This is a genomic window from Acidovorax sp. GW821-FHT09B03, assembly GCF_059418305.1.
Window position 1 is genome coordinate 65,819 of sequence record NZ_JBWKPP010000002.1, and the last position, 22,330, is coordinate 88,148.

The following is a 22,330-nucleotide window of genomic DNA, read 5'->3' on the forward strand; positions in this document are numbered from 1 at the left end:
GATCCTCCTCCAGGCGTTCCTTCCTCCACCATGAAAATCCTTGTTCTGGGCGCAGGCGCCTGGGGCTCTGCCGTGGCCATGAGCGCCGCGCAGCACCCTGCCGGCCACGCCGTCACGCTGTGGGCACGCGATGCGGCCCAGTGGGCTGCCATGCAGGCCGGGCGCGAGAATGCGCGCTACCTGCCGGGCATGGCCTTTCCGCCCACGCTGGCGCTGGCCACGGGGGACTTCGCTGCGCTGGCCGCTGCGGCCGACCTGGTCATCGTGGCCACGCCCATGTCGGCCCTGCGCGGCATGCTGCAGGCGCTGCACGCCTGCCCGGCCCCCGTGGCCTGGCTGTGCAAGGGTTTTGAATCGGTGGCCGGCGATGCGCCCGGCGGTTTCGGCCTGCTGGCGCACGAGGTGCGCACCGCAGTCGCGCCCCAGTTGCAGGCCGGTGCCCTGAGCGGCCCCAGCTTTGCCCAGGAAGTCGCCCGCGGCCAGCCCACGGCCCTGGTGGCGGCCAGCGGGCATGCCAGCGTGCGCGATGCCCTGGTGGCCGCCTTCCACAGCCCCAGCGTGCGCGTGTACGCCAACGAGGACATCGTCGGCGTGGAGGTGGGCGGTGCGGTGAAGAACGTGCTGTCCATCGCCACCGGCCTGTGCGACGGGCTGGAGTTGGGCCTCAATGCCCGTGCCGCGCTCATCACGCGCGGCCTGGCCGAGATGACGCGCCTGGGCCTGGCCCTGGGCGCGCGGGCTGATACCTTCATGGGCCTGTCGGGCCTGGGGGACCTGGTGCTGACCGCCACCGGCGACCTCTCGCGCAACCGCCGCGTGGGCCTGCTGCTGGCGCAGGGGCAGACCCTGGCCCAGGCCGTGGAATCGCTCGGCCACGTGGCCGAAGGCGTCTACAGCGCACGCACGGTGGCCCAGCGCGCCCGGCTGCTGGGCGTGGACATGCCCATCACCGATGCCGTGGTGGCCCTGCTCGATGGCCGGCTGCAGCCTGCCGAGGCGGTCGCCCAGCTCATGGGCCGCGATCCGCGCGGCGAGGCTTAGTCAGCTGCCGGCCGACAGGCGGCGCAGCAGCCCCTCTTCGTCGTCGGGGTGGAAGAAGTAGGGGTAGAAGCTGCGCTCCTGCGCCGACAGGCCGGGCCTGCCGCCGAATTGGTCGATCAGGCGGCGCCCCTTGTTTCCATCCATGTGCAGCAGCACGGCCGGGGCGCCCACGCGCTGGCACATGCGCGCCGATCCCACCGGGTCGAAGCGCAGCATGCGCATGTAGAACGGGGCATGGCGCGGGTTCACCTCGATCACGATGTCGGTCGCCCGGCGTGCGCGGAAGGCCACGATAAAGGCGATGTGGAAGATGGCACCCAGCACCTGCTTGGAGCGCACACCCGGGTCCATGGCGAGCTTGCCGATCTCGCAGATGCGGGCGCGGCGCTCGCGCAGGTCGCCGATGAACTCGGGGAACTGTTCCTCGGCCGCCAGGTGGCCATCGTCCAGGCGCACGGAGATGGTGCCCGCGGGCTGCCCGTCGATCTGCACCACCAGGCTGCTCAGGTCGAAGTCGTGCGTCAGCGTGGCCTGCATGCTGTAGCCCCGGCTGGCGTACATGCGCGCCAGCACGCCCTGGCCCTTGCGCGACAGGCGGATCTTGCAGCTCTTGGTCTCGGTGGTGCCCAGGCGGCTCAGGTACTCGCCCGGGTACTCCAGTTCGACGATGGTCCGTTCTTCGGCTTGCATGGCAGGCTTCTCCCGGTTCCTCCATGCCCTTGGTTCAGCCGCCCCAAGAGGGTGGGACCAGGCACGGAAATCCACCAGCCTAGCGGCGGCAGCGGCCATCGGCAAACATTAAACGGCAGGTAGCGACCAACGGCCGCGTGGCTTGCGCGAACGGCGCCGCGCAGTCAAAAAAAGCCGCATCCGCCTTGGGGCGGATGCGGCTTTGTGTGGTTGGCACGGTGCCCCTCGGGGCACGGTATCAAAGCACCCCGAACAGCATCAACAGCAGGACGAGGGACAGTGGGACGCCGAGCAGCCAGAGAATGATGGGCATGGTGATCTCCTTGGAAACGGGTGGAAGTGGATAAGTGACTTCACTGTATTCCCGCCCCCTGGCCTCGCTTGTCCTCCAACGCGGCGCCCGGGCGTAGGCCCGAGCCTACCGGCCTTGCAGGGGCAGGTGCCATGCCCCCGCGCGGTGTTTACAGCCCTTCTTCCAGCGCCAGCAACTCCTGCACCGTCTGGCGGCGGCGGATCAGGCGGGCCTGGCCGCCATCCTCCACCAGCACCTCGGCGATCAGCGGGCGCGTGTTGTAGTTGGAGGACATCGAGGCCCCGTAGGCGCCTGTGTCGTGGATCACCAGCAGGTCGCCCACGCGCGCTTCGGCCAGCTCACGCGGCAGCACCACGCCGCCATCGCCCTGGGTGAACACGTCGCCCGACTCGCACAGCGGCCCGGCCACCACGGTGGGGCGCGTGGTGGCGGTGCTGCTGCCATCCCTGCGCAGCACTTCCATGGCGTGGTAGCTGCCGTACATGGAGGGGCGCATCAGCTCGTTGAAGCCTGTGTCCAGCAGCACGAAGTGGTTGCTGCCGGCGTTCTTGGTGGCACGCACCTCGCCCAGCAGCACGCCCGACTCGGCCACCAGGAAGCGACCCGGCTCGATCTCCAGGCCCAGTGGGTGGCCGACGATGGCCTCGGCCTGCTGGCGCGCCGTGTTCCACAGGCCGTGGTAGTGCTGCGTGTCGATCACCGGATCGCCGCTGCGGTAGGGGATGGACAGGCCGCCGCCGGCCGAGATGGCGTGCAGGTCGTGCCCGGCCGCGTGGGCCGTGCGCACCAGTTCCACCATGGCGCCGCAGACCTCGGCCAGGTGGGCGTAGTCCACGCCCGAGCCGATGTGCATGTGCAGGCCGGTGAGTTGCAGGCCGTGCTGCGCGATGGCGGCCAGCGCAGCCGGCAGGTCGGTGTGCCAGATGCCGTGCTTGCTGTGCTCGCCGCCGGTGTTGGTCTTGTTGCTGTGGCCGTGGCCGAAGCCGGGGTTGATGCGCAGCCACACCGCATGGCCGGGCGATGCGACGCCCAACTGGTGCAGCATGTCGATGGAGCCGGCATTCACCGGCACGCGGTGCTCGACCACGCAGGCCAGCGTGTCGGCATCGAACAGGTCGGCCGTGAACACGATCTCCGAGGGCTCGCCACCGGCCTGGTAGCCCGCGGCCAGCGCGCGCAGGATCTCGCCGCGCGAGACCGCGTCCACCTTCACGCCCTGCTCGCGCATGAGCTTCAGGATGTGGATGTTGGAGCAGGCCTTCTGGGCAAAGCGCACGGTGTCGAAGTTGGACACCTGGGCGATTCGCTGGCGGATGGTGGCGGCGTCGTACACCCACAGCGGGGTGCCGAACTGCGCGGCCAGGGACTGCAGCTGGGTGGGGGAGAAGGGATTGGACATGCGAAAAGCTCCGGGGAATGCGGGGAATGGCCCGATCATGCCGCCCTCCAGTCATCCAGTCCAATGCTTGTTTTTGAGGGTCTATTCATTTTGGATATGCTTTGCGGCATGATCCACCCCCCTGATGACACCGCCCCGCCGCCGCGCATCGGCCACCGCCATATCGAGGTGTTCCGCGCCGTCATGCTGGCCGGCAGCGCCACCGGGGCCGCCGAGCTGCTGCACACCTCGCAGCCAACGGTGAGCCGCGAGCTGGCGCGCCTGGAGTCGCTGCTGGGCTACTCCCTGTTCGACCGCGTGCAGGGCCGGCTGCGCCCCCATGCCCGGGCCCTGGTGCTGTGGGAGGAGGTGCAGCGCTCCTGGCAGGGCCTGGACCGCGTGGTCGATCGGGCCGTGGCGCTGGGGCGCTCGGCCGATGCCGCGCAATCCCTGTCCGTGCTGTGCTTGCCCGCGCTGTCCCATGCCCTGCTGCCCGGTGCCGCCGCGCGAATGCGGGTGGAGCACCCGGGCGCCCGGGTCTCCGTCACACCCCAGGAACCGCCCTTGCTGGAAGAGTGGATGACGGCGCAGCGCTTCGACATGGCACTGAGCGAGCAGGTCTCCACCCCGCCCGGCACTCGCTCGCAGCGGCTGCTGACCTTGGACGAGGTGGCCGTGCTGCCTGCAGGCCATGCGCTCGCTGCAAGGCCCGTGCTGCAGCTGGCCGACTTTGCCGATCAGCCGTTCGTGAGCCTTTCGGCCGACGATCCGTACCGCCGCCAGATTGACACCCTGTTCGCCGAGGCCGGTGTGCTGCGGCAGATGCGCATGGAGACGCACAGCGCGGTGGCGGTGTGCGCGATGGTGCAGCGCCGGCTGGGGGTGGCCATCGTCAATCCGCTCACGGCGCTGGCCGTGGCGGGGCAGGGGGTGGTGGTGCGCAGGGTGGGGTTTTCGGTGCCGTTCAGTGTGAGCCTGGTGTTGCCGTTGTACCGGGCGGCGTTGGAGGAGGTGGGGTGGATGGTGGAGGCTTTGGAGGCGGAGGCTGGTGATTTGAAGGAGCGGCTTGGGCGGTTGGTTTAGTTGTTGTGTTGTTGTTGTTGTTGTTGTTGTTGTTGTTGTTGTTGTTGTTGCGGCGTGCCCCTGTTGAGGGCGGGAGCAGGGATGTGCGCCCGGCGGCGCAGTAACTTTCTCTTGCGTCGCCAAGAGGGTGTAGAAGTTGCCGATGCATCGCAGAGTCCCTCCACCCCGACGCCTCAACCATACAAGCATCGCAGGTTGCCCCCGTTCGCCCGTCAGGGCGTACGGGGGTCGCAGACTGGGGGTCGCCTTCTCTTTGGTGACTTTCTCTTGGGCGACGCAAGAGAAAGTTACTGCGCCGCCGGGCGCACATCCCGGCCTCCGCCCTTCAACCAGGCACGCAGCTCCATGAAGGACCCGCGACCAGAAACCAGGCACCAGCAACGCAACCTCAAAACTCCCAGTTATCAATCAACCGCGTCCCCCCCAACCGCGCCGCCCCCAACACCACCAACGCCCCCAGCGCATCCTGCTCCGTGGGGGCCTGCAAATCCACCCGCCGCCGCACCGTCAGGTAGTCCGGCTGCCACCCCCGCGCCCGCAAGCCATCCATCGCCTGCTGCTCCAGCTCCAACCCGCTCGATGGCTGCTGCCCCCAGCGCACAGCCAGCTGGCGCAAGGCCTGCGACAAGGCCACCGCCTCCTGCCGCTCCTGCAGTCCCAGGTAGCCGTTGCGCGAACTCAGGGCCAGGCCGTCGGGAGCGCGGGTCGTCTCTCCGGCCACCACGGTGATGGGCAGCGCAAACTGGCGCACCATCTGGCGAATCACCATCAACTGCTGGTAGTCCTTCTTGCCGAACACCGCCGTGCCGCCGCTCTGGCCCAGCACGCAGGCGAACAGCTTCATCACCACCGTGGCCACGCCCGTGAAGAACCCAGGGCGGAAATGGCCCTCCAGCATGTCGGCCAGGGCCGGGTCGGGGTGCACCTTGAAGGTCTGGGGTTCGGGGTACAGGTCGGCCTCGCGCGGGGCGAACAGCACCTTGCAGCCGGCAGCCTGCAGGCGGCTGCAGTCGGCCTCCCAGGTGCGCGGGTAGCTGTCGAAATCCTCGTGCGGCAAAAACTGCAGGCGGTTCACGAAGATGCTGGCCACGCTCACATCACCCAGCGGCAGCGCCTGTTCCACCAGGGCGATGTGGCCGTCGTGCAGGTTGCCCATGGTGGGCACGAAGGCCGGGCGGCGGTAGGGCGCCAGGGCCTGGCGCAGGTCGTCGAGGGTGTGGGCGATCAGCATGGAAAAAGCAGGAGTAAAAGGAGAGGGAGGCGAGAAGAAAACCAAAAACGGAGGGAGGGGAGGGGGCCGCCCGCTACCAGGCATGCAGGGCGTTGTCGGGAAAGCGCCCCTGCTTGACGGCCTGCACATAGGCCTCGATGGCGCCGCGCACGCTGCCGGCGTCCTGCATGAAGTTGTGGACGAACTTCGGGTTCTTGCCCAGGTTCATGCCCAGCATGTCGTGCAACACCAGCACCTGGCCGGCCGTGCCGTTGCCCGCTCCGATGCCGATGGTGTGGCAGTGCGCCAGCTCCCCGGTGAGGTCGGCGGCCAGCACCGCGGGCACCATCTCCAGCACCAGCATGGCGGCGCCGGCGTCCTGCAGCTCGTGCGCCTGCTTGCGCAGCGTGCGCGCGGCATCGTCGCCGCGGCCCTGCACGCGGTAGCCGCCCAGGGCGTGCACCGTCTGCGGCGTCAGGCCCAGGTGGGCGCAGACCGGCACGCCGCGCTGCACCAGGAACTCCACCGTCGGCGCGGTCCAGCCGCCGCCTTCGAGCTTGACCATGTGCGCGCCCGCCTGCATCAGCACGCAGGCGCTGCGCAGCGCCTGCTCGCGGCTTTCGGCATACGTGCCGTAGGGCAGATCGGCCACCAGCCAGGCCGTGCCCTGCACGCGGTGCAGGCCGCGCGCCACGCTGGCGGTGTGGTAGGCCATGGTGTCCAGTGTCACGCCCACGGTGCTGGGCAGGCCCTGGCAGACCATGCCCAGCGAATCGCCGACGAGGATGCATTCCACGCCCGCGGCATCGGCGACCGCCGCGAAGGTCGCATCGTAGGCCGTCAGCATGCACATCTTCTCGCCTGCCGCCCGCATCTGCGCCAGGCGCGGCAGGCTCAGGGGGCGGCGCTGGGGCAGCGGCGACGCCGGTGGCAGCGTGCCGTAGGGCGTGGCGGAGGAAGGCGTTGCATCGGTCATGGGGGTCCCCTGGACAAAATTGCGCGAGTGTAGGGCGTATGCCGCCGGGACAGCGGTGTCCCAAACCCCGGTTCCAGAAGCCGCTATGCTCGCGGCCCATGACCCATCCCAGCAACGATGAAAAAAGTGCCGAAGTGGCAGCCCTGGCCCGTGCAGACGTGGCCCGTGCCCTGGCAGAAGACGTGGGCAGCGGTGACCTGACCGCCGGCCTGATCGACCCTGCGCGCCGCGCCCGTGCGCGCATCCTGGCGCGCGAGGCCGCCGTGATCTGCGGTACGCCCTGGGTGGAGGCGGCCCTCACGGCCCTGGACCCCGGCGTGCAGCTCACCTGGCATGTGGCCGAGGGCCAGCGCTGCAACGCCGACCAGGTGGTGCTGGAGATCGAGGGCAGCGCGCGCGCGCTGCTCAGCGCCGAGCGCACGGCGCTCAATTTTCTGCAGTTGCTGTCGGCCGTGGCCACCAAGACGGCCACCTACGCCGACGTGGTGGCCGGCACGCGTGCGCGCATCGTGGACACGCGCAAGACCCTGCCCGGCCTGCGCCTGGCGCAGAAGTACGCGGTGCGCGTGGGCGGCGGCACCAACCACCGCATCGGCCTGCACGATGCGGTGCTGATCAAGGAAAACCACATTGCCGCGGCCGGTGGCGTCACCGCCGTGCTGCGCGCCGCGCAGCAGCAGGTGGGCGCGCGGGCCGCCTTCATCGAGATCGAGGTCGAGACGCTGGAGCAACTGGCCGAGGCGCTCGACGCAGGCGCCACCATGGTGCTGCTCGACAACATGCCCCTGCCCCTGCTGCGCGAGGCCGTGCGCACCAACGCGGGCCGCGCCGTCCTGGAAATATCGGGCGGCGTCACGCTCGATGGCCTGCGCGAACTGGCCGAGACCGGCGTGGACCGCATCTCCATCGGCACGCTGACCAAGGACGTCAAGGCCACCGACTTCTCGATGCGGCTGCAGGAGTTGTCATGAGCACCACGGCCACGCTGAACCGCATCGACGTCGAATACGACCAGCCGATCACGGTGCTGGAAGACGGCGGCGCTGTCTGCTCGACCAAACACGCCTGGGCCCGCGTACCGCCCGAGCCCTCGCAGGTTGAGCGCGCCGCGCTCAAGGAGCGCATCCGCCGCCTGCTCAAGGAGAAGAACGCGGTCATGGTCTCGCACTACTACGTGCACCCGGACCTGCAGGACCTGGCCGAGGAGACCGGCGGCCTGGTCAGCGATTCGCTGGAGATGGCGCGCTTCGGCCGCGACCATGCGGCGCAGACCCTGGTGGTCTCGGGCGTGCGCTTCATGGGCGAGACGGCGAAGATCCTCTCGCCCGAGAAGACCGTGCTCATGCCCGACCTCGACGCCACCTGCTCGCTCGACCTGGGCTGCCCGGTGGACGAATTCAGCGCCCTCTGCGATGCCCACCCCGACCGCACCGTGGTGGTGTATGCCAACACCAGCGCGGCCGTGAAGGCGCGGGCCGACTGGCTGGTCACGTCGAGCTGCGCGCTCGAGATCGTCGGCGCGCTCAAGGCGGCGGGCCACAAGATCCTGTGGGCGCCCGACCGCCACCTGGGGGCCTACATCCAGCGCGAGACCGGGGCCGACATGCTGTTCTGGAACGGCGCCTGCATCGTGCACCACGAGTTCAAGGCCTTCGAGCTCGAAGCGCTCAAGAAGGAACACCCCGGCGCCAAGGTGCTGGTACACCCCGAAAGCCCGGCCGACGTGGTGGCCCTGGCCGATGCGGTCGGCTCGACCTCGGCCATCCTCAAAGCCGCGCGCGAGATGGATGCGCGCGAGTTCATCGTCGCCACCGACAACGGCATGATGCACAAGCTGCGCACGCTCAACCCCGGCAAGACCTTCTACGAAGCCCCCACCGCCGGCAACAGCGCCACCTGCAAGAGCTGCGCGCACTGCCCCTGGATGGCGATGAACGGCCTGGCCGACGTGGCGCGGGTGCTGGAAACCGGTGCCAACGCGGTGCATGTGGATCCGGCGCTGATCCCGCGCGCACGCCAGCCCATCGACCGCATGCTGGCCTTCACGGCGGCGCTCAAGGGCGGCCAGCCCGTCCAGGGGCTGGTGCCGCACATCGGCGCGGCATAGGGCGTGTCATCAGTCATTTCACCCCCGCGAAATGACTGATGACACGCCCTAAGTCGACCCTTCCCCTCCGCATGCCGTCCCGCATCGATTTCACCCGCCCCCAGGAACCCGGCGCGCAGCGCCTGCGGCATGTGTTCGGCCCGCCGCGCGCGATGCTGGTGGCGCATGCGCTGCACGAGGTGCGTGGCGTGCTCGATGCCGTGCATGCGGCGGCGCAGGGCGGTGCCTGGTGCATCGGCTATGTGCGCTACGAAGCGGCGCCGGCCTTCGATGCCGCGCTCGCCACCCATGGCGCCGACGGGCCGCTGGCCTGGTTTGCCGTGCACGATGCGGCCCTGCCCTGGCCGCACGACGCACCAGAGCAGGGGCCTGCCGAAATTGCCTGGGCGGCCAGCCTCCCGCGCGGCGAGTTCGATGCCAGCCTGGCGCGCATCCAGCAGGCCATCGCCGATGGCGAGGTCTACCAGGTCAACTACACCGCGCCGCTGCAGGGCCATGCGCAGGGCAGCGCGCAGGCGCTGTTCGAGGCGCTGCACCGCACCCAGCCCGAGGGCTACTGCGCGCACATCGATGCGGGCGGCACCCAGGTGCTGTCGGTCTCGCCCGAACTGTTCTTCGACTGGACCAGCGATGCCGCGGGCGGTGACATCCTCGCCCGCCCGATGAAGGGCACGGCACCGCGCGGCGCCACGCCCGAGGCCGATGCCGCGCAGGCCGAGCACCTGCGCACGGCGCCCAAGGAGCGGGCCGAGAACGTGATGGTGGTGGACCTGCTGCGCAACGATCTCTCGCGCATCGCGCAGCCGCACAGCGTGCGCGTGCCGCGCTTGTTCCACACCCAGGCCTTGCCCACGGTGTGGCAGATGACTTCCGACGTGCACGCACGCACGCGCGCCGGCACCACGCTGACAGACGTGTTCGCGGCCCTGTTCCCCTGCGGCTCGGTCACGGGCGCGCCCAAGGTGCGCGCCATGCAGCTGATCCGCGAGCTGGAGCCTGCGCCGCGCGGCGTGTACTGCGGCGCCGTGGGCGTGGTGCGCCCGCACGGGCCACCGGGCCAGGGCGGCGTGGCCGCGACCTTCAACGTGCCCATCCGCACCGTGGTGCTGGCCCAGGGGCCCGATGCGGTGGCCGCCACCTGCGGCATCGGCAGCGGCATCACCTCGGGCGCCGGGGCCGAGGCCGAGTGGCACGAGTGGCGCCACAAGCGCGCCTTCGTGGAGCGTGCCAGTGCCGCGTTCGAGCTGCTCGAAACGCTGGCGCTGGTCGATGGGCAACTGCGCCACCGGGACGACCACCTGGCCCGCATGGCGGTCGCTGCCGCGCACTTCGGCTACCCCTGGGACCTGGCCCGCGTACAGGCCTGCCTGCAGGCGCTGGCGGTGCAGCACGCCAGCGGCGCCTGGCGCGTGCGCCTGTTGCTGGACAGCCGGGGCGCGCCACGCGCCGAAGCCTTTGCGCTGCAGCCCACGCCCACCCCTGTGCGCCTGCGCCTGGCCGACCGCGCCTTCGACGAGGCCGACAGCGAGTTCGTGCGCCACAAGACCACGCGCCGCGCGCACTACGCGGCGTTTGCACCCACCACACCCGGCGTGCTCGACACGGTGCTGTGGAACCGGGCGGGCGAGATCACCGAAGGCACCTTCGGCAATATCGCCCTGCGCCTGGACGGCCGCTGGGTCACGCCGCCGCTGGCCTGCGGCCTGCTGCCCGGCGTGGGACGTGCCGTGGCCCTGCGCGAGGGGCGCGTGGCCGAGGCCGTGGTGCGGCTCCAAGACCTGCCGCGCGTGAACGGCTGGGCCTTCATCAACAGCCTGCGCGGCTGGCTCGATGCGCAACTGCTGAGCTGAACCGCGGGGCGGGCACGCGCCGGCGCGCGCCGTGCACCCCACCCCCGCGCTCGGGCGCCTTTCCGTGCGTATACACCAGGCGGCGCAAGCGTTGCTATGCATGCTTATTTTTCGCTGGGTGTGCAAGGGTTTACCCCAGTACTGTCACACGGGCTTTTTCTAATGGACGCAGCTCCCCACCACGGGGCGCCGACCGGGGGGATGCGTGCCGTGCCGCATGCCATGCCCCGGTGATCTGCCCATATCGAAGAAGTGAACTCCATGAAACTCAAACTCATTGCCCTCGCGGCCCTGACCCTTGCTGCTGCCGCCGGTGCCCAGGCGCAGTCCAGCGTCACCCTGTTTGGCGTGGTCGATGCATCGCTGGTGCGCATGTCCAGCGACACCAACAGCGTCACCGGCCTGTCCAGCGGCGGCCAGTCCAGCAGCCGCCTGGGCTTTCGCGGCGTGGAAGACCTCGGGGGCGGCCTGAAGGCCGGCTTCTGGCTCGAAGGTGGCCTGGCCACGGACAACGGCACGGCCGCGGGCTTTCGCTTCGACCGCCGCTCCACCGTGAGCATCTCGGGTGGCTTCGGTGAAGTCCGCCTGGGCCGCGACAAGTCGCCCGCCTACCTGAACATCGAGACTTTCGATCCCTTCGGCGATTCCGGCGTGGGCGGCAACAACGGCGCCAACATGGTCGGCAGCGCCACCTCGGCCGCCGGCACGCCCGAAGGCAGCGCCCCCAAGCGCACCAGCAACGGCCTGAACTACCTGCTGCCCGAACTGGGCGGCTTCTACGGCCAGCTGCAGTACGCCCTGGGCGAGCAGCTGTCCAACCAGGTCAACGACCGCATGGGCAACTCCCTGGCCGTGCGCGCCGGCTATGCCAACGGCCCGCTGAACGTGGCCCTGGCCTTCGGCGAGACGCGCGGCGGTGCCGCCACTGCCAACGCGGTCGACTACAAGTCCAGCAACGTCGGCGTGTCCTACAGCTTCGGCGTGGTCAAGCCCATGGCCCTGTTCGCCACCGAGCGTGGCAACGGCCGCCGCGTGGACATGTACACCTTGGGCGCCACGGTGCCGCTGGGCGTAGGCGAGCTGCGTGCCTCGTACGTCAACTTCAAGCGCAAGGACGTGAACAACGCCGACTCGCAGAAGTTCGCCATCGGCTACGGCCACAACCTGTCCAAGCGCACGCAGCTGTACGCCACCGTGGCGCGCATCAGCAACGACCGCGCTGCCACGCGCGGCCTGGCCGTGTCGTCCTCGTCGCTGGGCAGCCCGACCATCGGTGCCGGCAACGACGTGACCGGCTACGAGTTCGGCGTGCGCCACACGTTCTGACGGAGGCTAGGGGCCGGACCACCTGTTGCAGCGGGTGGCCCGGTTCCAGGTCCGTGCTGTGCGCCTTCCACCTGGTGGGGATGCGAGGGGGGCGCAGCACGGACTTTTCCTCCGCGACAGGAACGACAAAGCCGCCCAGGGCCATGCCCTGGGCGGCTTTGTCGTTGGGGGCTGCCCGGCAGGGCAGGTGCCATGAACCTGAACAGGTTCCTACAGCTTTTCCTTGGCGTACGAGCCGCGGTCCATGTCCACGATCTCCACGCTCAGCTGCACCAGCACGCCCTGGGGCTTGGGCGTGAGCTGGCGCAGCACGCCGGCGATCAGGTCCGACAGCTCCTTCTTGGCCTCGGGCGTGCGGCCCGAGAGCACGCGCAGCTGCGCATGCACGAAGGCGCGCTGCGCCGGTGCGGTGCCGATCTCGAAACTGTCGGCCACCACGAAGCGGGTCTTGAGGTCCAGCTCGTCCAGCACCTGGGGGTGGGCGCACAGCGCGGCATTGAGCGCGGTCAGCGCTTCGGCCTCGGGGTAGTGCGGCAGGTTGCCGGAGTACTCGACGATGAGATGGGGCATGGTGGTTCCACGAAAAATCGGTGCACCCGGCCGGTGGCCGGTGCGGTGAGCGAAGACGCCGCAGGTGTGCGCGGCGCAGGGCCCGCCAGTTTATCGGCTTATCGGGAGGGCGTCGGCGTCGTCCGGTGCAAGCCCCACCGGTGCCTCGATGGACTGCAGGAAGCCATGCAGCGCGCGCAGCATGGCCATGGGGGCCTCGATCTGCGGCCAGTGGCCGATGCCGTCGAGCGCCACCACGTCCGCATGCGGCACCACCTCGCGGTAGCGCCGGGCCATGTGGGCGCCCGAGTTGGGGTCGGCGCTGCCGTTGATCAGGCGCACGGGCACGGCCCGGGCCACCAGCGGCGCCACCAGGCGATCGCGCAGGGCCATGCGCTCGATGTAGAAACGCCCCAGCTGGTGCGAAATGCGCCGCCCCTGGCCATGGTTGAGCAGGGCCCAGAAGTCATTGAGCAGCCCGGCCGCGGGCTGCGTGCGCGGCCCGAACAGGCCCGCCACCGTGCGCTCGAATGCACGCCGCGGAATGCGCGGTCCCACCCACCGGCCCAGCGGGGACGAGAGCAGGTGCTGTATCGGGCGCGGTGCGTACGCCTCGGGGCACACGCCGCCATTGAGCAATACCAGCGATTCGATGCGGCAGCCCGCCTGCGGCTGCTCCAGACGGCGCGCCAGCATCTCCTGCGCGACGCTCACCCCCAGGTCGTGGGCGATGATGTGGCAGCTTTCCACGCCCTGTTGCGCGAGCAGGGCGTCGAGCAGATCGGCATGGTCCTGCAGGCGGTAGGCGTGCTCTGGCGGCTTGTCCGAAAAGCCCATGCCCAGCAGGTCGGGGGCGATCACGTGGTAGCGCGCCGCCAGCGCGTTCCACACGCCATGCCAGTCGTAGGAACTCGTGGGGTAGCCATGGACCAGCAGCAAGCTGCTGCCCCGGCCCGCCTCGGCAACGAAGAGGCGCTGGCCGCGCACGGTGATGAACCGGCCCTGGCCGTGCCAGTGCCGCAGGGCGGGGGTCAGCTGGTCCATGCCGCGCGCACCAGGAGCAGGGTGGCCGCCAGCTGGCACAGCAGGGTCAGCGCATGGGCTGCCTGGCGCCAGGGCAGGCGGCGACCGAAGGCCGCCGTGCAATAGAGCAGGCGCGCCAGCACGAACACGCTGCAGACCGCGGCCAGGGTGGTGGGCCCGGTGCCGCCGGCCTGTACGAGCGCCAGCAGCAGCAGGCCGAACAGCAGCGACTGCTCCAGCGTGTTGCCGTGCGTGCGCACCGCCACGGCCAGGTCCTTGTGCCCGCCATCGCCCCAGGTCTGGCGGTGGTGCATGCGCAGGCGCGAGACCTGCAGGGACAGGGCGGTGAGCAGCAGGGCCAGTGCCGCCAGGGTGGCCGATGCGATCGTGAGGGATGGAGGCATTGGGTGCAAGGGTGCGAACCGTGACAAGGATTCGCCCAAGCTTAGAAAGCCCGTGTCCTGCTGCCAATAGCACCAAAGGGCAGGTGGGGTGGTGGTCCTGGCCGCACCACCGGGCTCACGCGGCCGCGTGGCTTTGCAGGAAGGCGCGCAGCTTCATGGGTGCGATCGGCTTGGGCAGCAGCGGCAGGCCGGCGGCTGCGGCGCGGGCCTGCAGGTCGGGGGTGGCCTCGGCAGTGACCAGCAGGGCCGGCACGGCATGGCCGATGGCGCTGCGCAGGGCCGCGATGGCGTCGAACCCGTCTATGCCCTGCGGCAGGTGCCAGTCCACCACCAGGGCGTCGGGCTGCGCATGCGCAGGCCACGGCTGCTGCAGCGCCTCCTGCAGGCTGGCCGCCGCCGTGACCTCGCAGCCCCAGCCCTGCAACACCTCGGTGAGGGCCCTGCGCGAGCCCGCGTCGTCCTCCAGCACCAGCACCCGCTGCGCGGCCGGCGCGGGCGGCGGCCGCGGCCTGGCATCCTGAGGGGCTGCCGTAGCCATCGGCAGGCTTGCGGGCACGGCCGGCGCTTCGGGCGCCAGCGGCAGGCGCAGGGCGAAGCGGCTGCCCTGGCCGGGCTGCGACTGCACGCCCAGTTCCAGGCCGAGCAGGGCGCACAGGCGCCTGGCCGTCGCCAGCCCCAGGCCCAGCCCCTGGTCGCGCTCGCGCCCCGGGTGGCCGACCTGGTAGTGCTCGTCGAAGATGTGGGGCAGCTCGGCGGCATCGATGCCCACGCCCGAGTCCTCCACGCTCACCTCCACCAGGGCGCCGTGCATGCTGGCCTGCAGCCGCACGAAGCCTGCCGGCGTGTAGCGGATGGCGTTGGAGACCAGGTTGGACAGCACCCGTGCCAGCAGGGCGCGGTCGCCCTGCACGTGCACGCTGCCGGGCTGCACGCTGAACACCAGGCCCTTGGCCTGGGCCTGCACCGCGAAGGTGCCCGCCAGCTCGTCGAACAGCGACTGCAGCGCAAAGCGCGTCGGGCGGGGCGTGATGGAGCGGGCGTCCAGCCGCGACAGCTCCAGCAGACCTTCCACCAGCGCGCTCATGCTCGCCGCGCATTCCATCAGGGTGGCGGTCAGGTATTCGACCCGTTCGCGTGGTGCGGGCTGCTGCAGCGTGTAGGCCAGCAACTGCATGGCGTTGAGCGGCTGGCGCAGGTCGTGGCCCACGGCGGCGAGGAACTGCGCCTTGGAGGCGTGGGCTGCCTCGGCCTCCTGGCGCGCCAGCCGCGTGGCCTCGTTCTCGCGCTGCAATGCGGCAATCAGCTCCTGGCGCTCGTGCTGCTGGGCGGCCGCCTGCGCGATGGTGCGGGCCTGGGCCCGTCCGGCATGCCAGACATACAGCCCCATCAGCACGGCACCCAGCGCCAACAGGGTGTGCAGCGGCTGCGCCACGAACAGGTCGCGCGCCGCCAGCGGGCCGAACACGCCCGCCGCATAGGCCGCCAGCGCGGGCAGGTGGTGGGCCAGGTGGGCCACGCTGCCCAGCACCACGGCGGCCAGGCCGATGTGCAGGGCCACCTCGGCCACCAGGTTGGCGGGCGCCAGCAGCACCCAGCTGCCGATGCCCCAGGCCAGGGCCTGTGCCAGTGCGCTCACCACCACCCAGCGTGCCCAGAAGGCGGGGCGCGCGCCGGGTGCCGCGGGGCTGCGGCGGTAGGCCATGCCCAGGGCGATGCGCAGGCCGCGCACAGCCACAAACGCCGCCAGCCAGAGCGCAATGGCGGTGGCCGGCACCTCGCGCCAGAACAGCACGCTCAGGAAAAAGGCCTCCACCACGCCCACCAGCGCGGACAGGGGCGCGCCCCGGTACAGCGTGTCCAGCGCCTGGGCGTCGGGCGGCGCGCCGGGTGCCACTGCGGCCATCTAGAGCAGCCCTTTCTCGCGCGCCAGCGCCACCAGGTGCGTGCGATTGCGTGCCTGCAATGCGCCGAGCAGCGCCGTGACATGCAGCTTGACGGTGCGCTCGGCAATGCCCAGCACCTGCGCAATGCGCTTGTTGGGCTGGCCCTGGGCCACCAGCAGCAGCACTTCCATCTGCCGCGCCGTGGGGCCTGCCGACCCATCCGCGGCTGCCGCGGGCAGCGGGCCGAACACCAGCCCCCCGGCTGCGACGGTGGCCAGTGCGGCGGCCATGGCGTGCACGGGCTGCGACTTGCCGAGGAAGCCGCTGGCACCCGCGTCCCGCGCGGCCGCCTGCAGGGCCGGGTCCTCGTCGCCCGAGATCAGCACCCGGGCCACCAGCGGGAACTGCCGGGCAAAAAGCGCCAGCCCCTGCAGCCCGCTGCGGGCTCCCAGGCGCTGGTCGAGCAGCACGATGTCCAGCCCCGGCCGGCTGGCGGCGGCCTGCAGGCCCGCGTCCAGCGTGGCGGCGGTGTCCACCTGGGCGCCCGGCCAGGCATGGGCCAGCGCATGGGCAAAGCCGACGCAGAACAGGGGGTGGTCGTCCACCAGCAGGAGATGGGGCATGGAGCGGATTGTGTGACAGGCCAAGGCGGATGCGGCATGGGGTGGCCGTGCGCTGGTGCCGCCCTTTATGGTTGACTTGGGGCAAGGGGCTCTCCCCTTCGGGGTTCTCCAACCAGGCGTTGCTGTACAGAATCGCGGCAGCCTGGTGCGGTCTCCAGGCTGGCTGCGCACGCCTCTTTGCGTTGTTGTTTCACCACCCTCCTTCCGCCTGCCCGCCCGTTTTCGATTGGACAACGCCGAAGGTGCGCGTGCGCGTGCCCCGGGCGGCAGCGGTGTCTACCACCCTCGTCTTCAATATAACCATGACACACCAGAAATTGATTCGACGCGTGACCTTTGCCTGCCTTGCGCTGTGTGCCACCCTGGCGAATGCCCAGGGCCCGCACGCGCACTGGGAGTACAAGGGCAAGCATGGCGCAGCCCATTGGGGCGCGCTCGAACAGGGCTTCGAGGCCTGCGCGCGCGGCAGCACCCAAAGCCCGATCGACATCCGCAAGACCGTGAAGGAGGCCTTGCCGGCGCTCGACTTCCAGTACGCCGCCGGGGCACCCACCATCCTCAACAACGGCCACACCGTGCAGGTCAACGTGCCCGCCGGCAGCAAGCTGGTGGTGGATGGCAAGGCGCTGGAACTGTTGCAGTTCCATTTCCATACCCCGAGCGAAGAGGCCCTGGGCGGCAAGCGTGCCGCCATGGTGGCGCATTTCGTGCACAAGGCCGAGGACGGTGGCCTGGGCGTGGTGGCCGTGCTGCTCCAGCCGGGCAGCAAGAAGAACGAGGCCTGGGAGCCGATCTTCGCGCATCTGCCGCGCGTGGGTGAGCAGGTCACGGTGGACGGCCTGGCGCTGCAGCCCGCCGCCCTGCTGCCGGAGAAACGGGGCTACTACAGCTTCGCCGGCTCGCTGACCACGCCTCCCTGCTCGGAAGGTGTGCAGTGGATGGTGCTCAAGGAACCCGTCAAGCTCAGCGCGCAGCAGATCAAGGCCTTCCGCAAGGTCTACAGCGCCAATGCGCGGCCGCTGCAGCCGCTCAATGGGCGGGTGGTCAAGGAAAGCACCTGATCTGACAGGCAGTCCCGTGCAGCCCTGGGCTGCACGGGCTTTGAACCATGTAGGTTTTAGACCGTGGCGGGAGCGCCGCTGCCTGGCGCAGCCGCCGCCATGCACCCTGCCGCGTGCCGTTGCAGCGCCTGCAGCAGCAGATCGACGTCTTCTGCGGTGTGCGCGGACGACAGCGCAATGCGCAGCCGCGCCGTGCCGGCCGGCACCGTCGGCGGGCGGATCGCGGGCACCCACAGGCCCTCTGCGCGCAGGCTTTCCATCACCGCCAGCGCGGCCTCGTTGCTGCCGATCACCAGCGCCTGCACGGCGGTGTCCGAGGGCAGCAGGTGCCAGCCCACTGCGGCCGGCAGGGCGGCCAGCCCGCTGCGCAGCTGCGCGATGCGCGCGCCGAGCTGCTGGCGCCGGTCATCGGCCGCCGCGATCAGCCCCAGGCTCTTGCTCAGGGCGCTGGCCAGCAGCGGCGGGGCGGCCGTGGCGAAGATGTAGGTGCGGGTCTTCTGCAGCAGCCATTCGATCAGCGCGGCATCGCCCGCCACGAAGGCCCCGGCCACGCCGGCGGCCTTGCCCAGCGTCGCCATGTACAGCACCCGGCGCGATGCGGCGGCCCCGGTGAGGCCGGCCTGCGCCAGGCTGCCGCGCCCCTGTGGCCCCAGCACGCCGAAGCCATGGGCGTCGTCGAGCAGCAGCAGGGCATCGAAGCGCTCGCACAGCGCCAGCAGCGCCGGGATGTCGATGAGGTCGCCGTCCATGCTGAACACGGCGTCGCTGACCACCAGCTTGCGCCGCGCGGGGCTGGCCGCCAGGGCCGCCTCCAGCGCCGCCAGGTCGGCATGCGGGTAGCGGTGGATGGTGGCGCGCGACAGGCGTGCACCGTCGATCAGGCAGGCGTGGTTGAGCGCGTCGGAGAACAGCGCATCGCCGTCGCCCACCAGCGCCGGGATGATGCCGGTGTTGGTGGCATAGCCGGCGTAGAAGTACAGAGCGCGCGGCAGTTGCACGAAGGCGGCCAGCTCCTGCTCCAGCGCCGCGTTGGCGGCACTGTGCCCGCTGACCAGGGGCGAGCCGCCCGAACCCACGCCAAAGCGGTGCGTGGCCTCGCGCGCGGCCTCGGCCAGCGCCGGGTGGCCGGCCAGACCCAGGTAGTCGTTGCTGCAAAAGGCCAGCATGGGCTGCCCGTCCACCAGCAGCCGGGCGCCGCCCGCAGGCTGTACCACGCGGCGGCGGCGCAGCAGGTGGGCGCGCTCGATGTCCGCCAGCCGCGCCGGAATCTCGTCGAGCCAGGAGGCTGCCGGCGCGTTCATTGCCAGTCCCCGGGCAGTTCGAAGACCAGGCTGCGCGCCTCGGGTACGGCCTGGTGCGGCACCTCGGCCAGCAAGGGCGCCTGCAGCCGCGCGCGCAGGTAGGCGATGTTCTCGTCCGCGGCCAGCATCGCGGGGTCCACGCGGTTGGCCACCCAGCCGGCCAGCGTGAGGCCGCGCGCGCGCACGGCCTCGGCCGTCAGCAGCGCATGGTTCAGGCAGCCCAGGCGCAGGCCCACCACCAACACCACGGGCAGCGCCAGGGCACAGGCCAGGTCGGCGCCGGTCGTGGTGTCCGACAGCGGTACGTGAAAGCCTCCGGCACCTTCGACCACCACCGCATCGGCCTCGGCCGCCAGGGCCTGGTAGCTGCGCACGATGGCCGCGATGTCGATCTGCACGCCCGCGCGTGCCGCCGCGATGTGGGGAGACAGCGGGTCGGGCAGCAGCACCGGGTTGTCCAGCGCCGCCGGCACGGCCACGGTGGACGCCGCGCGCAGCGCGATGGCGTCTTCGCTGGCCCAGTCGCCGTCCCAGGGCACGACGCCCGCGGCCACCGGCTTCATGCCGACCACGCGGCGGTGGTGCCGTGCCAGCGCGTGCAGCAGGCCCGCGGACACCAGCGTCTTGCCCACGCCGGTATCGGTACCGGTCACAAAACATGCGATCGCCATCAGCAGGTCTCCTCGTTCAGGGTGGCATCGAGCGCGCCGAGCGCGCCGCTGGCCAGGCAGTCGATGGCCTCGCCATCGAGCACATAGGGCGGCATGGCATACAGCGTGTTGCCGATGGGGCGCAGCACCAGGCCGCCGGCCATGGCGTGCTGGTGGTAGCGGCGCGAAAAGTCGGGCAGGGTGGTTGCGATGTCCCAGGCCCAGACCATGCCCAGGCGGCGCGCATGGCGCACGCGCGGGTGGCGGGCCAGGGGCGCGCAGGCGGTGTCGATGCGCTGCGCCAGGGCCTGGTTGGCGTTCAGCGCATCCAGCTGGTCGAACAGCTCCAGCGTGGCCAGGGCCGCGCGGCAGGCCAGCGGGTTGCCGGTGTACGAGTGCGAGTGCAGAAAGCCGCGCGCCACCTCGTCGGCATAGAAGGCCTGGTAGACCGTGTCCGTGGTCAGCACCGCCGACAGCGGCAAGGTGCCGCCCGTGAGGCCCTTGGACAGACAGATGAAGTCGGGCCGGATGCCGGCCTGCTGGTGCGCGAACATGCTGCCCGTGCGGCCGAAGCCGGTGGCGATCTCGTCCACCACCAGGTGCACCTCGTAGCGGTCGCACAGCGCGCGCGCCAGGCGCAGGTATTCGGGGTCGTGCAGGGCCATGCCGGCCGCGCACTGCACCAGGGGCTCCACGATGAGCGCGGCGGTGTCGGCATGGTGCTCGGCCAGCCAGGCCTCGAGCGCGGCGGCGCTGCGCCGGGCCACGTCCGCGGGTGTCTCGCCCGGTGCTGCGGCGCGCGCATCGGGGCTGGGCACGGTGGCGGCCAGGCGCACCAGCGGGGCATAAGCCTCGCGGAACAGCGCGATGTCGGTCACCGCCAGCGCCCCCACGGTCTCGCCGTGGTAGCCACCGGCCAGGCCCACGAAGCGGCTCTTGCCCGGGCGGCCCGTGTTGCGCCAGTAGTGGGCGCTCATCTTCAGCGCGATCTCGGTGGCGGCCGCGCCGTCGCTGCCATAGAACGCGTGGCCCAGGCCCGTGAGTGCGCCCAGGCGCTCCGACAGTTCGACCACCGGGGCGTGCGTGAAGCCGGCCAGCATCACATGGTCCAGCCGCTCCATCTGGTCGGCGAGCGCGGCCTTGATGTGCGGGTGGCTGTGGCCGAAGAGGTTGACCCACCAGGAGCTGATGCCATCGAGGTAGCGCCGGCCATCGGTGCCGTAGAGCCAGGGGCCTTGCGCGCGGGCGATGGCCACGGGCGGCTGGGCCTCGTGCCGCTTCATCTGCGTGCAGGGGTGCCAGACATGGGCCAGGCTGCGGGCGACCAGGCCCCCGCCAGTGGTGGTCGGTGCAGCGGCTGCCATCGTGCTCACAGCGCCTGTGTGGGAACGGCGTGGCGCAGCGCGGTCTGGCGGTTGTGCCCGTCCACGAACACCAGTTGCGGCACGTGGCCGGCCACCTGCTCCTCGTGCACCTGGGCAAAGGCGGCAATGATGACCAGGTCGCCCTGGCTGGCGCGGCGCGCGGCCGAGCCGTTCACCGAAATCATGCCGCTGCCGCGCTGGCCCTTGATGGCATAGGTGACGAAGCGCTCGCCGTTGTTGATGTTCCAGATGTGGATCTGCTCGTTCTCGGCGATGTTGGCTGCATCGAGCAGGTCTTCGTCGATGGCGCACGAGCCCTCGTAGTGCAGCTCGCACTGGGTCACGGCCACGCGGTGGATCTTGGATTTGAGCAGGGTGCGGAACATCGGGCTTCTTCCTCGGGTTGAAGTCAGGGAGGTGTTGGCAGGCGCCTGCCAGGCAGGCGTGAGCGGGAGCTCAGGGCGGTGTGAAGTCGAGCGCGCAGCTGTCGCCCAGGGCCTCGCGCCACACGCGCACGCGGCTCACGCGCGGGCGCAGCTCGGCAGGCAGGGCCTGGGCGATGAACAGGCACAGGTTTTCGAGCGTGGGAATGCCCAGGCCGGGCACCTCGTCGAGCATGTGGTGGTCGAGCTGCTCGCGCACCACGTCCAGCCCCCGGCGCAGCAGGCCCAGGTCCAGCACCATGCCGGTGGCGGGGTCGCGCGGGCCGCTGAGCGAGACCTCGGCGTGGTAGGTGTGGCCGTGGATGCGGCGGCTGCCTTCCGCCTCGATCTCGCGGCGCAGGGTGTGGGCCGCGTCGAAGAAGAAGCGCTGGGAAATCGTGAACTGCATGGCAGGAAGAAGAGGAGCAGGGGACTAGCGGATGCCGCTGATCTTGTGGGTCTGCAGGCTCAGCCGCCAGGCGGGCTGCTCCATGCAGGTGGCGATGCACAGGGCGATGTGGGCGGCCTGGTCGGGCCCGTCCATGGGCTGCAGGAAGCGCTGGGCGAACTGCCCGGTGGCGGCAATGGCCGCCAGGTCCATGCCGGCCTGGGGCCAGACGAGCTTGAGTTCCTGGCCCTGCTGCTGCACCCAGGGTGCGCCGGCCTTGGGGCTCACGCACAGCCAGTCGATGCCCGGCGGCGCGGCCACGCTGCCGTTGGTCTCCACGGCAATGCGAAAGCGCCGCGCGTGCAGGGCCTCGATCAGCGCCGCATCCACCTGCAGCAGGGGCTCGCCACCGGTGAGCACCACCAGGCGGTGATCGGCATCGTGGGCGGACCACTGGGCGGCAATGCGCTCGGCCAGGGCATCGGCATCGGCGAACTTGCCGCCCAGGGTGCCGTCGGTGCCCACGAAGTCGGTGTCGCAGAAACGGCAGATGGCGCTGGCGCGGTCGGCCTCGCGGCCACTCCACAGGTTGCAGCCCGCAAAGCGGCAGAACACGGCGGGCATGCCTGCCTGCCCGCCCTCGCCCTGCAGGGTGTAGAAGATTTCCTTGACGCTGTAGGTCATGGGT

The 22,330-nt window shown here is 70.6% G+C and carries 22 protein-coding genes; 7 read left to right on the forward strand and 15 right to left on the reverse strand.

The genetic code is table 11. The features are described 5' to 3' along the window. Nucleotides 1–30 precede the first annotated feature (30 nt). A complete protein-coding gene (locus AC07PA_RS03665; RefSeq protein ID WP_007860334.1) occupies nucleotides 31–1,041 on the forward strand; it encodes an NAD(P)H-dependent glycerol-3-phosphate dehydrogenase in 1,011 nt (336 codons plus the stop codon). Here AC07PA_RS03665 and AC07PA_RS03670 read toward each other — a convergent pair whose 3' ends face one another. Continuing rightward, nucleotides 1,042–1,731, reverse strand: a complete 690-nt coding sequence (locus AC07PA_RS03670) for an N-acyl amino acid synthase FeeM domain-containing protein (RefSeq protein WP_007860336.1) — start codon at nucleotides 1,729–1,731, stop codon at nucleotides 1,042–1,044. Between the two features lie 461 nt (nucleotides 1,732–2,192). Then, nucleotides 2,193–3,443, reverse strand: coding sequence for a diaminopimelate decarboxylase (lysA, locus tag AC07PA_RS03675; protein ID WP_007860338.1), 1,251 nt, complete (start codon nucleotides 3,441–3,443; stop codon nucleotides 2,193–2,195). A gap of 108 nt (nucleotides 3,444–3,551) precedes the next feature. Here lysA and AC07PA_RS03680 point away from each other — a divergent pair, with 108 nt between their 5' ends. Next, nucleotides 3,552–4,505 carry a LysR family transcriptional regulator gene (locus AC07PA_RS03680; protein WP_494604233.1) on the forward strand — a complete coding sequence of 318 codons (954 nt, stop codon included), beginning with the start codon at nucleotides 3,552–3,554 and terminating at the stop codon, nucleotides 4,503–4,505. A gap of 388 nt (nucleotides 4,506–4,893) precedes the next feature. Here the strand turns inward: AC07PA_RS03680 and panC are convergent, their stop codons facing one another. Then, nucleotides 4,894–5,736: a pantoate--beta-alanine ligase gene (gene panC / locus AC07PA_RS03685; RefSeq protein WP_494604234.1), complete on the reverse strand. Its 843-nt coding sequence runs from the start codon at nucleotides 5,734–5,736 to the stop codon at nucleotides 4,894–4,896. Between the two features lie 73 nt (nucleotides 5,737–5,809). Next, nucleotides 5,810–6,691: a 3-methyl-2-oxobutanoate hydroxymethyltransferase gene (gene panB / locus AC07PA_RS03690; RefSeq protein WP_007856408.1), complete on the reverse strand. Its 882-nt coding sequence runs from the start codon at nucleotides 6,689–6,691 to the stop codon at nucleotides 5,810–5,812. Nucleotides 6,692–6,789: 98 nt separating this feature from the next. Here panB and nadC point away from each other — a divergent pair, with 98 nt between their 5' ends. The 4 genes from nadC to AC07PA_RS03710 all read left to right on the forward strand — a co-directional run bounded on the left by nadC (nucleotide 6,790) and on the right by AC07PA_RS03710 (nucleotide 11,974). After that, the gene (nadC, locus tag AC07PA_RS03695) at nucleotides 6,790–7,662 is read left to right on the forward strand and encodes a carboxylating nicotinate-nucleotide diphosphorylase (protein WP_007856406.1); all 873 of its coding nucleotides are present in this window, start codon (nucleotides 6,790–6,792) and stop codon (nucleotides 7,660–7,662) included. Beyond that, nucleotides 7,659–8,798, forward strand: a complete 1,140-nt coding sequence (gene nadA, locus AC07PA_RS03700; RefSeq protein ID WP_494604235.1) for a quinolinate synthase NadA — start codon at nucleotides 7,659–7,661, stop codon at nucleotides 8,796–8,798. The genes nadC and nadA overlap by 4 nt, the downstream gene beginning before the upstream one ends. Before the next feature lie 71 nt (nucleotides 8,799–8,869). Beyond that, the gene (locus AC07PA_RS03705; protein ID WP_494604236.1) at nucleotides 8,870–10,648 is read left to right on the forward strand and encodes a chorismate-binding protein; all 1,779 of its coding nucleotides are present in this window, start codon (nucleotides 8,870–8,872) and stop codon (nucleotides 10,646–10,648) included. A gap of 261 nt (nucleotides 10,649–10,909) precedes the next feature. Beyond that, complete coding sequence (locus AC07PA_RS03710) at nucleotides 10,910–11,974, forward strand: porin (RefSeq protein WP_494604237.1); 1,065 nt, start codon at nucleotides 10,910–10,912, stop codon at nucleotides 11,972–11,974. 210 nt (nucleotides 11,975–12,184) lie between these two features. Here the strand turns inward: AC07PA_RS03710 and AC07PA_RS03715 are convergent, their stop codons facing one another. The 5 genes from AC07PA_RS03715 to AC07PA_RS03735 all read right to left on the reverse strand — a co-directional run bounded on the left by AC07PA_RS03715 (nucleotide 12,185) and on the right by AC07PA_RS03735 (nucleotide 16,456). Then, complete coding sequence (locus AC07PA_RS03715) at nucleotides 12,185–12,544, reverse strand: 5-carboxymethyl-2-hydroxymuconate Delta-isomerase (protein ID WP_494604238.1); 360 nt, start codon at nucleotides 12,542–12,544, stop codon at nucleotides 12,185–12,187. A gap of 90 nt (nucleotides 12,545–12,634) precedes the next feature. Then, nucleotides 12,635–13,567: an alpha/beta fold hydrolase gene (locus tag AC07PA_RS03720; protein ID WP_494604239.1), complete on the reverse strand. Its 933-nt coding sequence runs from the start codon at nucleotides 13,565–13,567 to the stop codon at nucleotides 12,635–12,637. Beyond that, a complete protein-coding gene (locus tag AC07PA_RS03725; RefSeq protein WP_494604240.1) occupies nucleotides 13,555–13,950 on the reverse strand; it encodes an MAPEG family protein in 396 nt (131 codons plus the stop codon). Before AC07PA_RS03725 ends, AC07PA_RS03720 begins: the two co-directional genes overlap by 13 nt. Nucleotides 13,951–14,065: 115 nt before the next feature. After that, on the reverse strand, nucleotides 14,066–15,853 hold the full coding sequence (locus AC07PA_RS03730; protein WP_494604241.1) for an ATP-binding response regulator: 1,788 nt from the start codon (nucleotides 15,851–15,853) through the stop codon (nucleotides 14,066–14,068). Then, nucleotides 15,854–16,456, reverse strand: a complete 603-nt coding sequence (locus tag AC07PA_RS03735) for a response regulator transcription factor (protein WP_494604243.1) — start codon at nucleotides 16,454–16,456, stop codon at nucleotides 15,854–15,856. It lies immediately after the preceding gene. 302 nt (nucleotides 16,457–16,758) lie between these two features. Here AC07PA_RS03735 and AC07PA_RS03740 point away from each other — a divergent pair, with 302 nt between their 5' ends. Further along, nucleotides 16,759–17,517 (forward strand): carbonic anhydrase, encoded by a 759-nt coding sequence (locus AC07PA_RS03740; RefSeq protein WP_494604245.1) that lies wholly within the window; start codon nucleotides 16,759–16,761, stop codon nucleotides 17,515–17,517. Nucleotides 17,518–17,573: 56 nt separating this feature from the next. Here the strand turns inward: AC07PA_RS03740 and bioF are convergent, their stop codons facing one another. From bioF to queE, 6 genes are all read right to left on the reverse strand, one after another. Further along, entirely contained in the window at nucleotides 17,574–18,818 is a 1,245-nt protein-coding gene (bioF, locus tag AC07PA_RS03745; protein WP_494604247.1) for an 8-amino-7-oxononanoate synthase, read from the reverse strand. Continuing rightward, nucleotides 18,815–19,489, reverse strand: coding sequence for a dethiobiotin synthase (gene bioD / locus AC07PA_RS03750; RefSeq protein WP_494604249.1), 675 nt, complete (start codon nucleotides 19,487–19,489; stop codon nucleotides 18,815–18,817). Before bioD ends, bioF begins: the two co-directional genes overlap by 4 nt. Further along, complete coding sequence (gene bioA, locus AC07PA_RS03755) at nucleotides 19,489–20,832, reverse strand: adenosylmethionine--8-amino-7-oxononanoate transaminase (protein ID WP_494604720.1); 1,344 nt, start codon at nucleotides 20,830–20,832, stop codon at nucleotides 19,489–19,491. The genes bioD and bioA overlap by 1 nt, the downstream gene beginning before the upstream one ends. Nucleotides 20,833–20,837: 5 nt before the next feature. Then, the gene (gene panD / locus AC07PA_RS03760; RefSeq protein WP_494604251.1) at nucleotides 20,838–21,218 is read right to left on the reverse strand and encodes an aspartate 1-decarboxylase; all 381 of its coding nucleotides are present in this window, start codon (nucleotides 21,216–21,218) and stop codon (nucleotides 20,838–20,840) included. A 70-nt stretch (nucleotides 21,219–21,288) separates the two neighbouring features. After that, a complete protein-coding gene (locus AC07PA_RS03765; RefSeq protein ID WP_007856389.1) occupies nucleotides 21,289–21,663 on the reverse strand; it encodes a 6-carboxytetrahydropterin synthase in 375 nt (124 codons plus the stop codon). A 24-nt stretch (nucleotides 21,664–21,687) separates the two neighbouring features. Beyond that, entirely contained in the window at nucleotides 21,688–22,326 is a 639-nt protein-coding gene (queE, locus tag AC07PA_RS03770; RefSeq protein ID WP_494604253.1) for a 7-carboxy-7-deazaguanine synthase, read from the reverse strand. Between the last annotated feature and the right edge of the window lie 4 nt (nucleotides 22,327–22,330).

Coding starts and splice junctions, on each gene's coding strand:
- AC07PA_RS03680 (WP_494604233.1), top strand. CDS start 3,552: ATGATCCACCCCCCTGATGACACCGCCCCGCCGCCGCGCATCGGCCAC.
- bioD (WP_494604249.1), bottom strand. CDS start 19,489: ATGGCGATCGCATGTTTTGTGACCGGTACCGATACCGGCGTGGGCAAG.
- AC07PA_RS03720 (WP_494604239.1), bottom strand. CDS start 13,567: ATGGACCAGCTGACCCCCGCCCTGCGGCACTGGCACGGCCAGGGCCGG.
- AC07PA_RS03735 (WP_494604243.1), bottom strand. CDS start 16,456: ATGCCCCATCTCCTGCTGGTGGACGACCACCCCCTGTTCTGCGTCGGC.
- AC07PA_RS03725 (WP_494604240.1), bottom strand. CDS start 13,950: ATGCCTCCATCCCTCACGATCGCATCGGCCACCCTGGCGGCACTGGCC.
- AC07PA_RS03765 (WP_007856389.1), bottom strand. CDS start 21,663: ATGCAGTTCACGATTTCCCAGCGCTTCTTCTTCGACGCGGCCCACACC.
- panC (WP_494604234.1), bottom strand. CDS start 5,736: ATGCTGATCGCCCACACCCTCGACGACCTGCGCCAGGCCCTGGCGCCC.
- queE (WP_494604253.1), bottom strand. CDS start 22,326: ATGACCTACAGCGTCAAGGAAATCTTCTACACCCTGCAGGGCGAGGGC.
- bioF (WP_494604247.1), bottom strand. CDS start 18,818: ATGAACGCGCCGGCAGCCTCCTGGCTCGACGAGATTCCGGCGCGGCTG.
- lysA (WP_007860338.1), bottom strand. CDS start 3,443: ATGTCCAATCCCTTCTCCCCCACCCAGCTGCAGTCCCTGGCCGCGCAG.
- bioA (WP_494604720.1), bottom strand. CDS start 20,832: ATGGCAGCCGCTGCACCGACCACCACTGGCGGGGGCCTGGTCGCCCGC.
- nadA (WP_494604235.1), top strand. CDS start 7,659: ATGAGCACCACGGCCACGCTGAACCGCATCGACGTCGAATACGACCAG.
- AC07PA_RS03740 (WP_494604245.1), top strand. CDS start 16,759: ATGACACACCAGAAATTGATTCGACGCGTGACCTTTGCCTGCCTTGCG.
- AC07PA_RS03670 (WP_007860336.1), bottom strand. CDS start 1,731: ATGCAAGCCGAAGAACGGACCATCGTCGAACTGGAGTACCCGGGCGAG.
- AC07PA_RS03665 (WP_007860334.1), top strand. CDS start 31: ATGAAAATCCTTGTTCTGGGCGCAGGCGCCTGGGGCTCTGCCGTGGCC.
- panB (WP_007856408.1), bottom strand. CDS start 6,691: ATGACCGATGCAACGCCTTCCTCCGCCACGCCCTACGGCACGCTGCCA.
- AC07PA_RS03710 (WP_494604237.1), top strand. CDS start 10,910: ATGAAACTCAAACTCATTGCCCTCGCGGCCCTGACCCTTGCTGCTGCC.
- nadC (WP_007856406.1), top strand. CDS start 6,790: ATGACCCATCCCAGCAACGATGAAAAAAGTGCCGAAGTGGCAGCCCTG.
- AC07PA_RS03730 (WP_494604241.1), bottom strand. CDS start 15,853: ATGGCCGCAGTGGCACCCGGCGCGCCGCCCGACGCCCAGGCGCTGGAC.
- AC07PA_RS03715 (WP_494604238.1), bottom strand. CDS start 12,544: ATGCCCCATCTCATCGTCGAGTACTCCGGCAACCTGCCGCACTACCCC.
- panD (WP_494604251.1), bottom strand. CDS start 21,218: ATGTTCCGCACCCTGCTCAAATCCAAGATCCACCGCGTGGCCGTGACC.
- AC07PA_RS03705 (WP_494604236.1), top strand. CDS start 8,870: ATGCCGTCCCGCATCGATTTCACCCGCCCCCAGGAACCCGGCGCGCAG.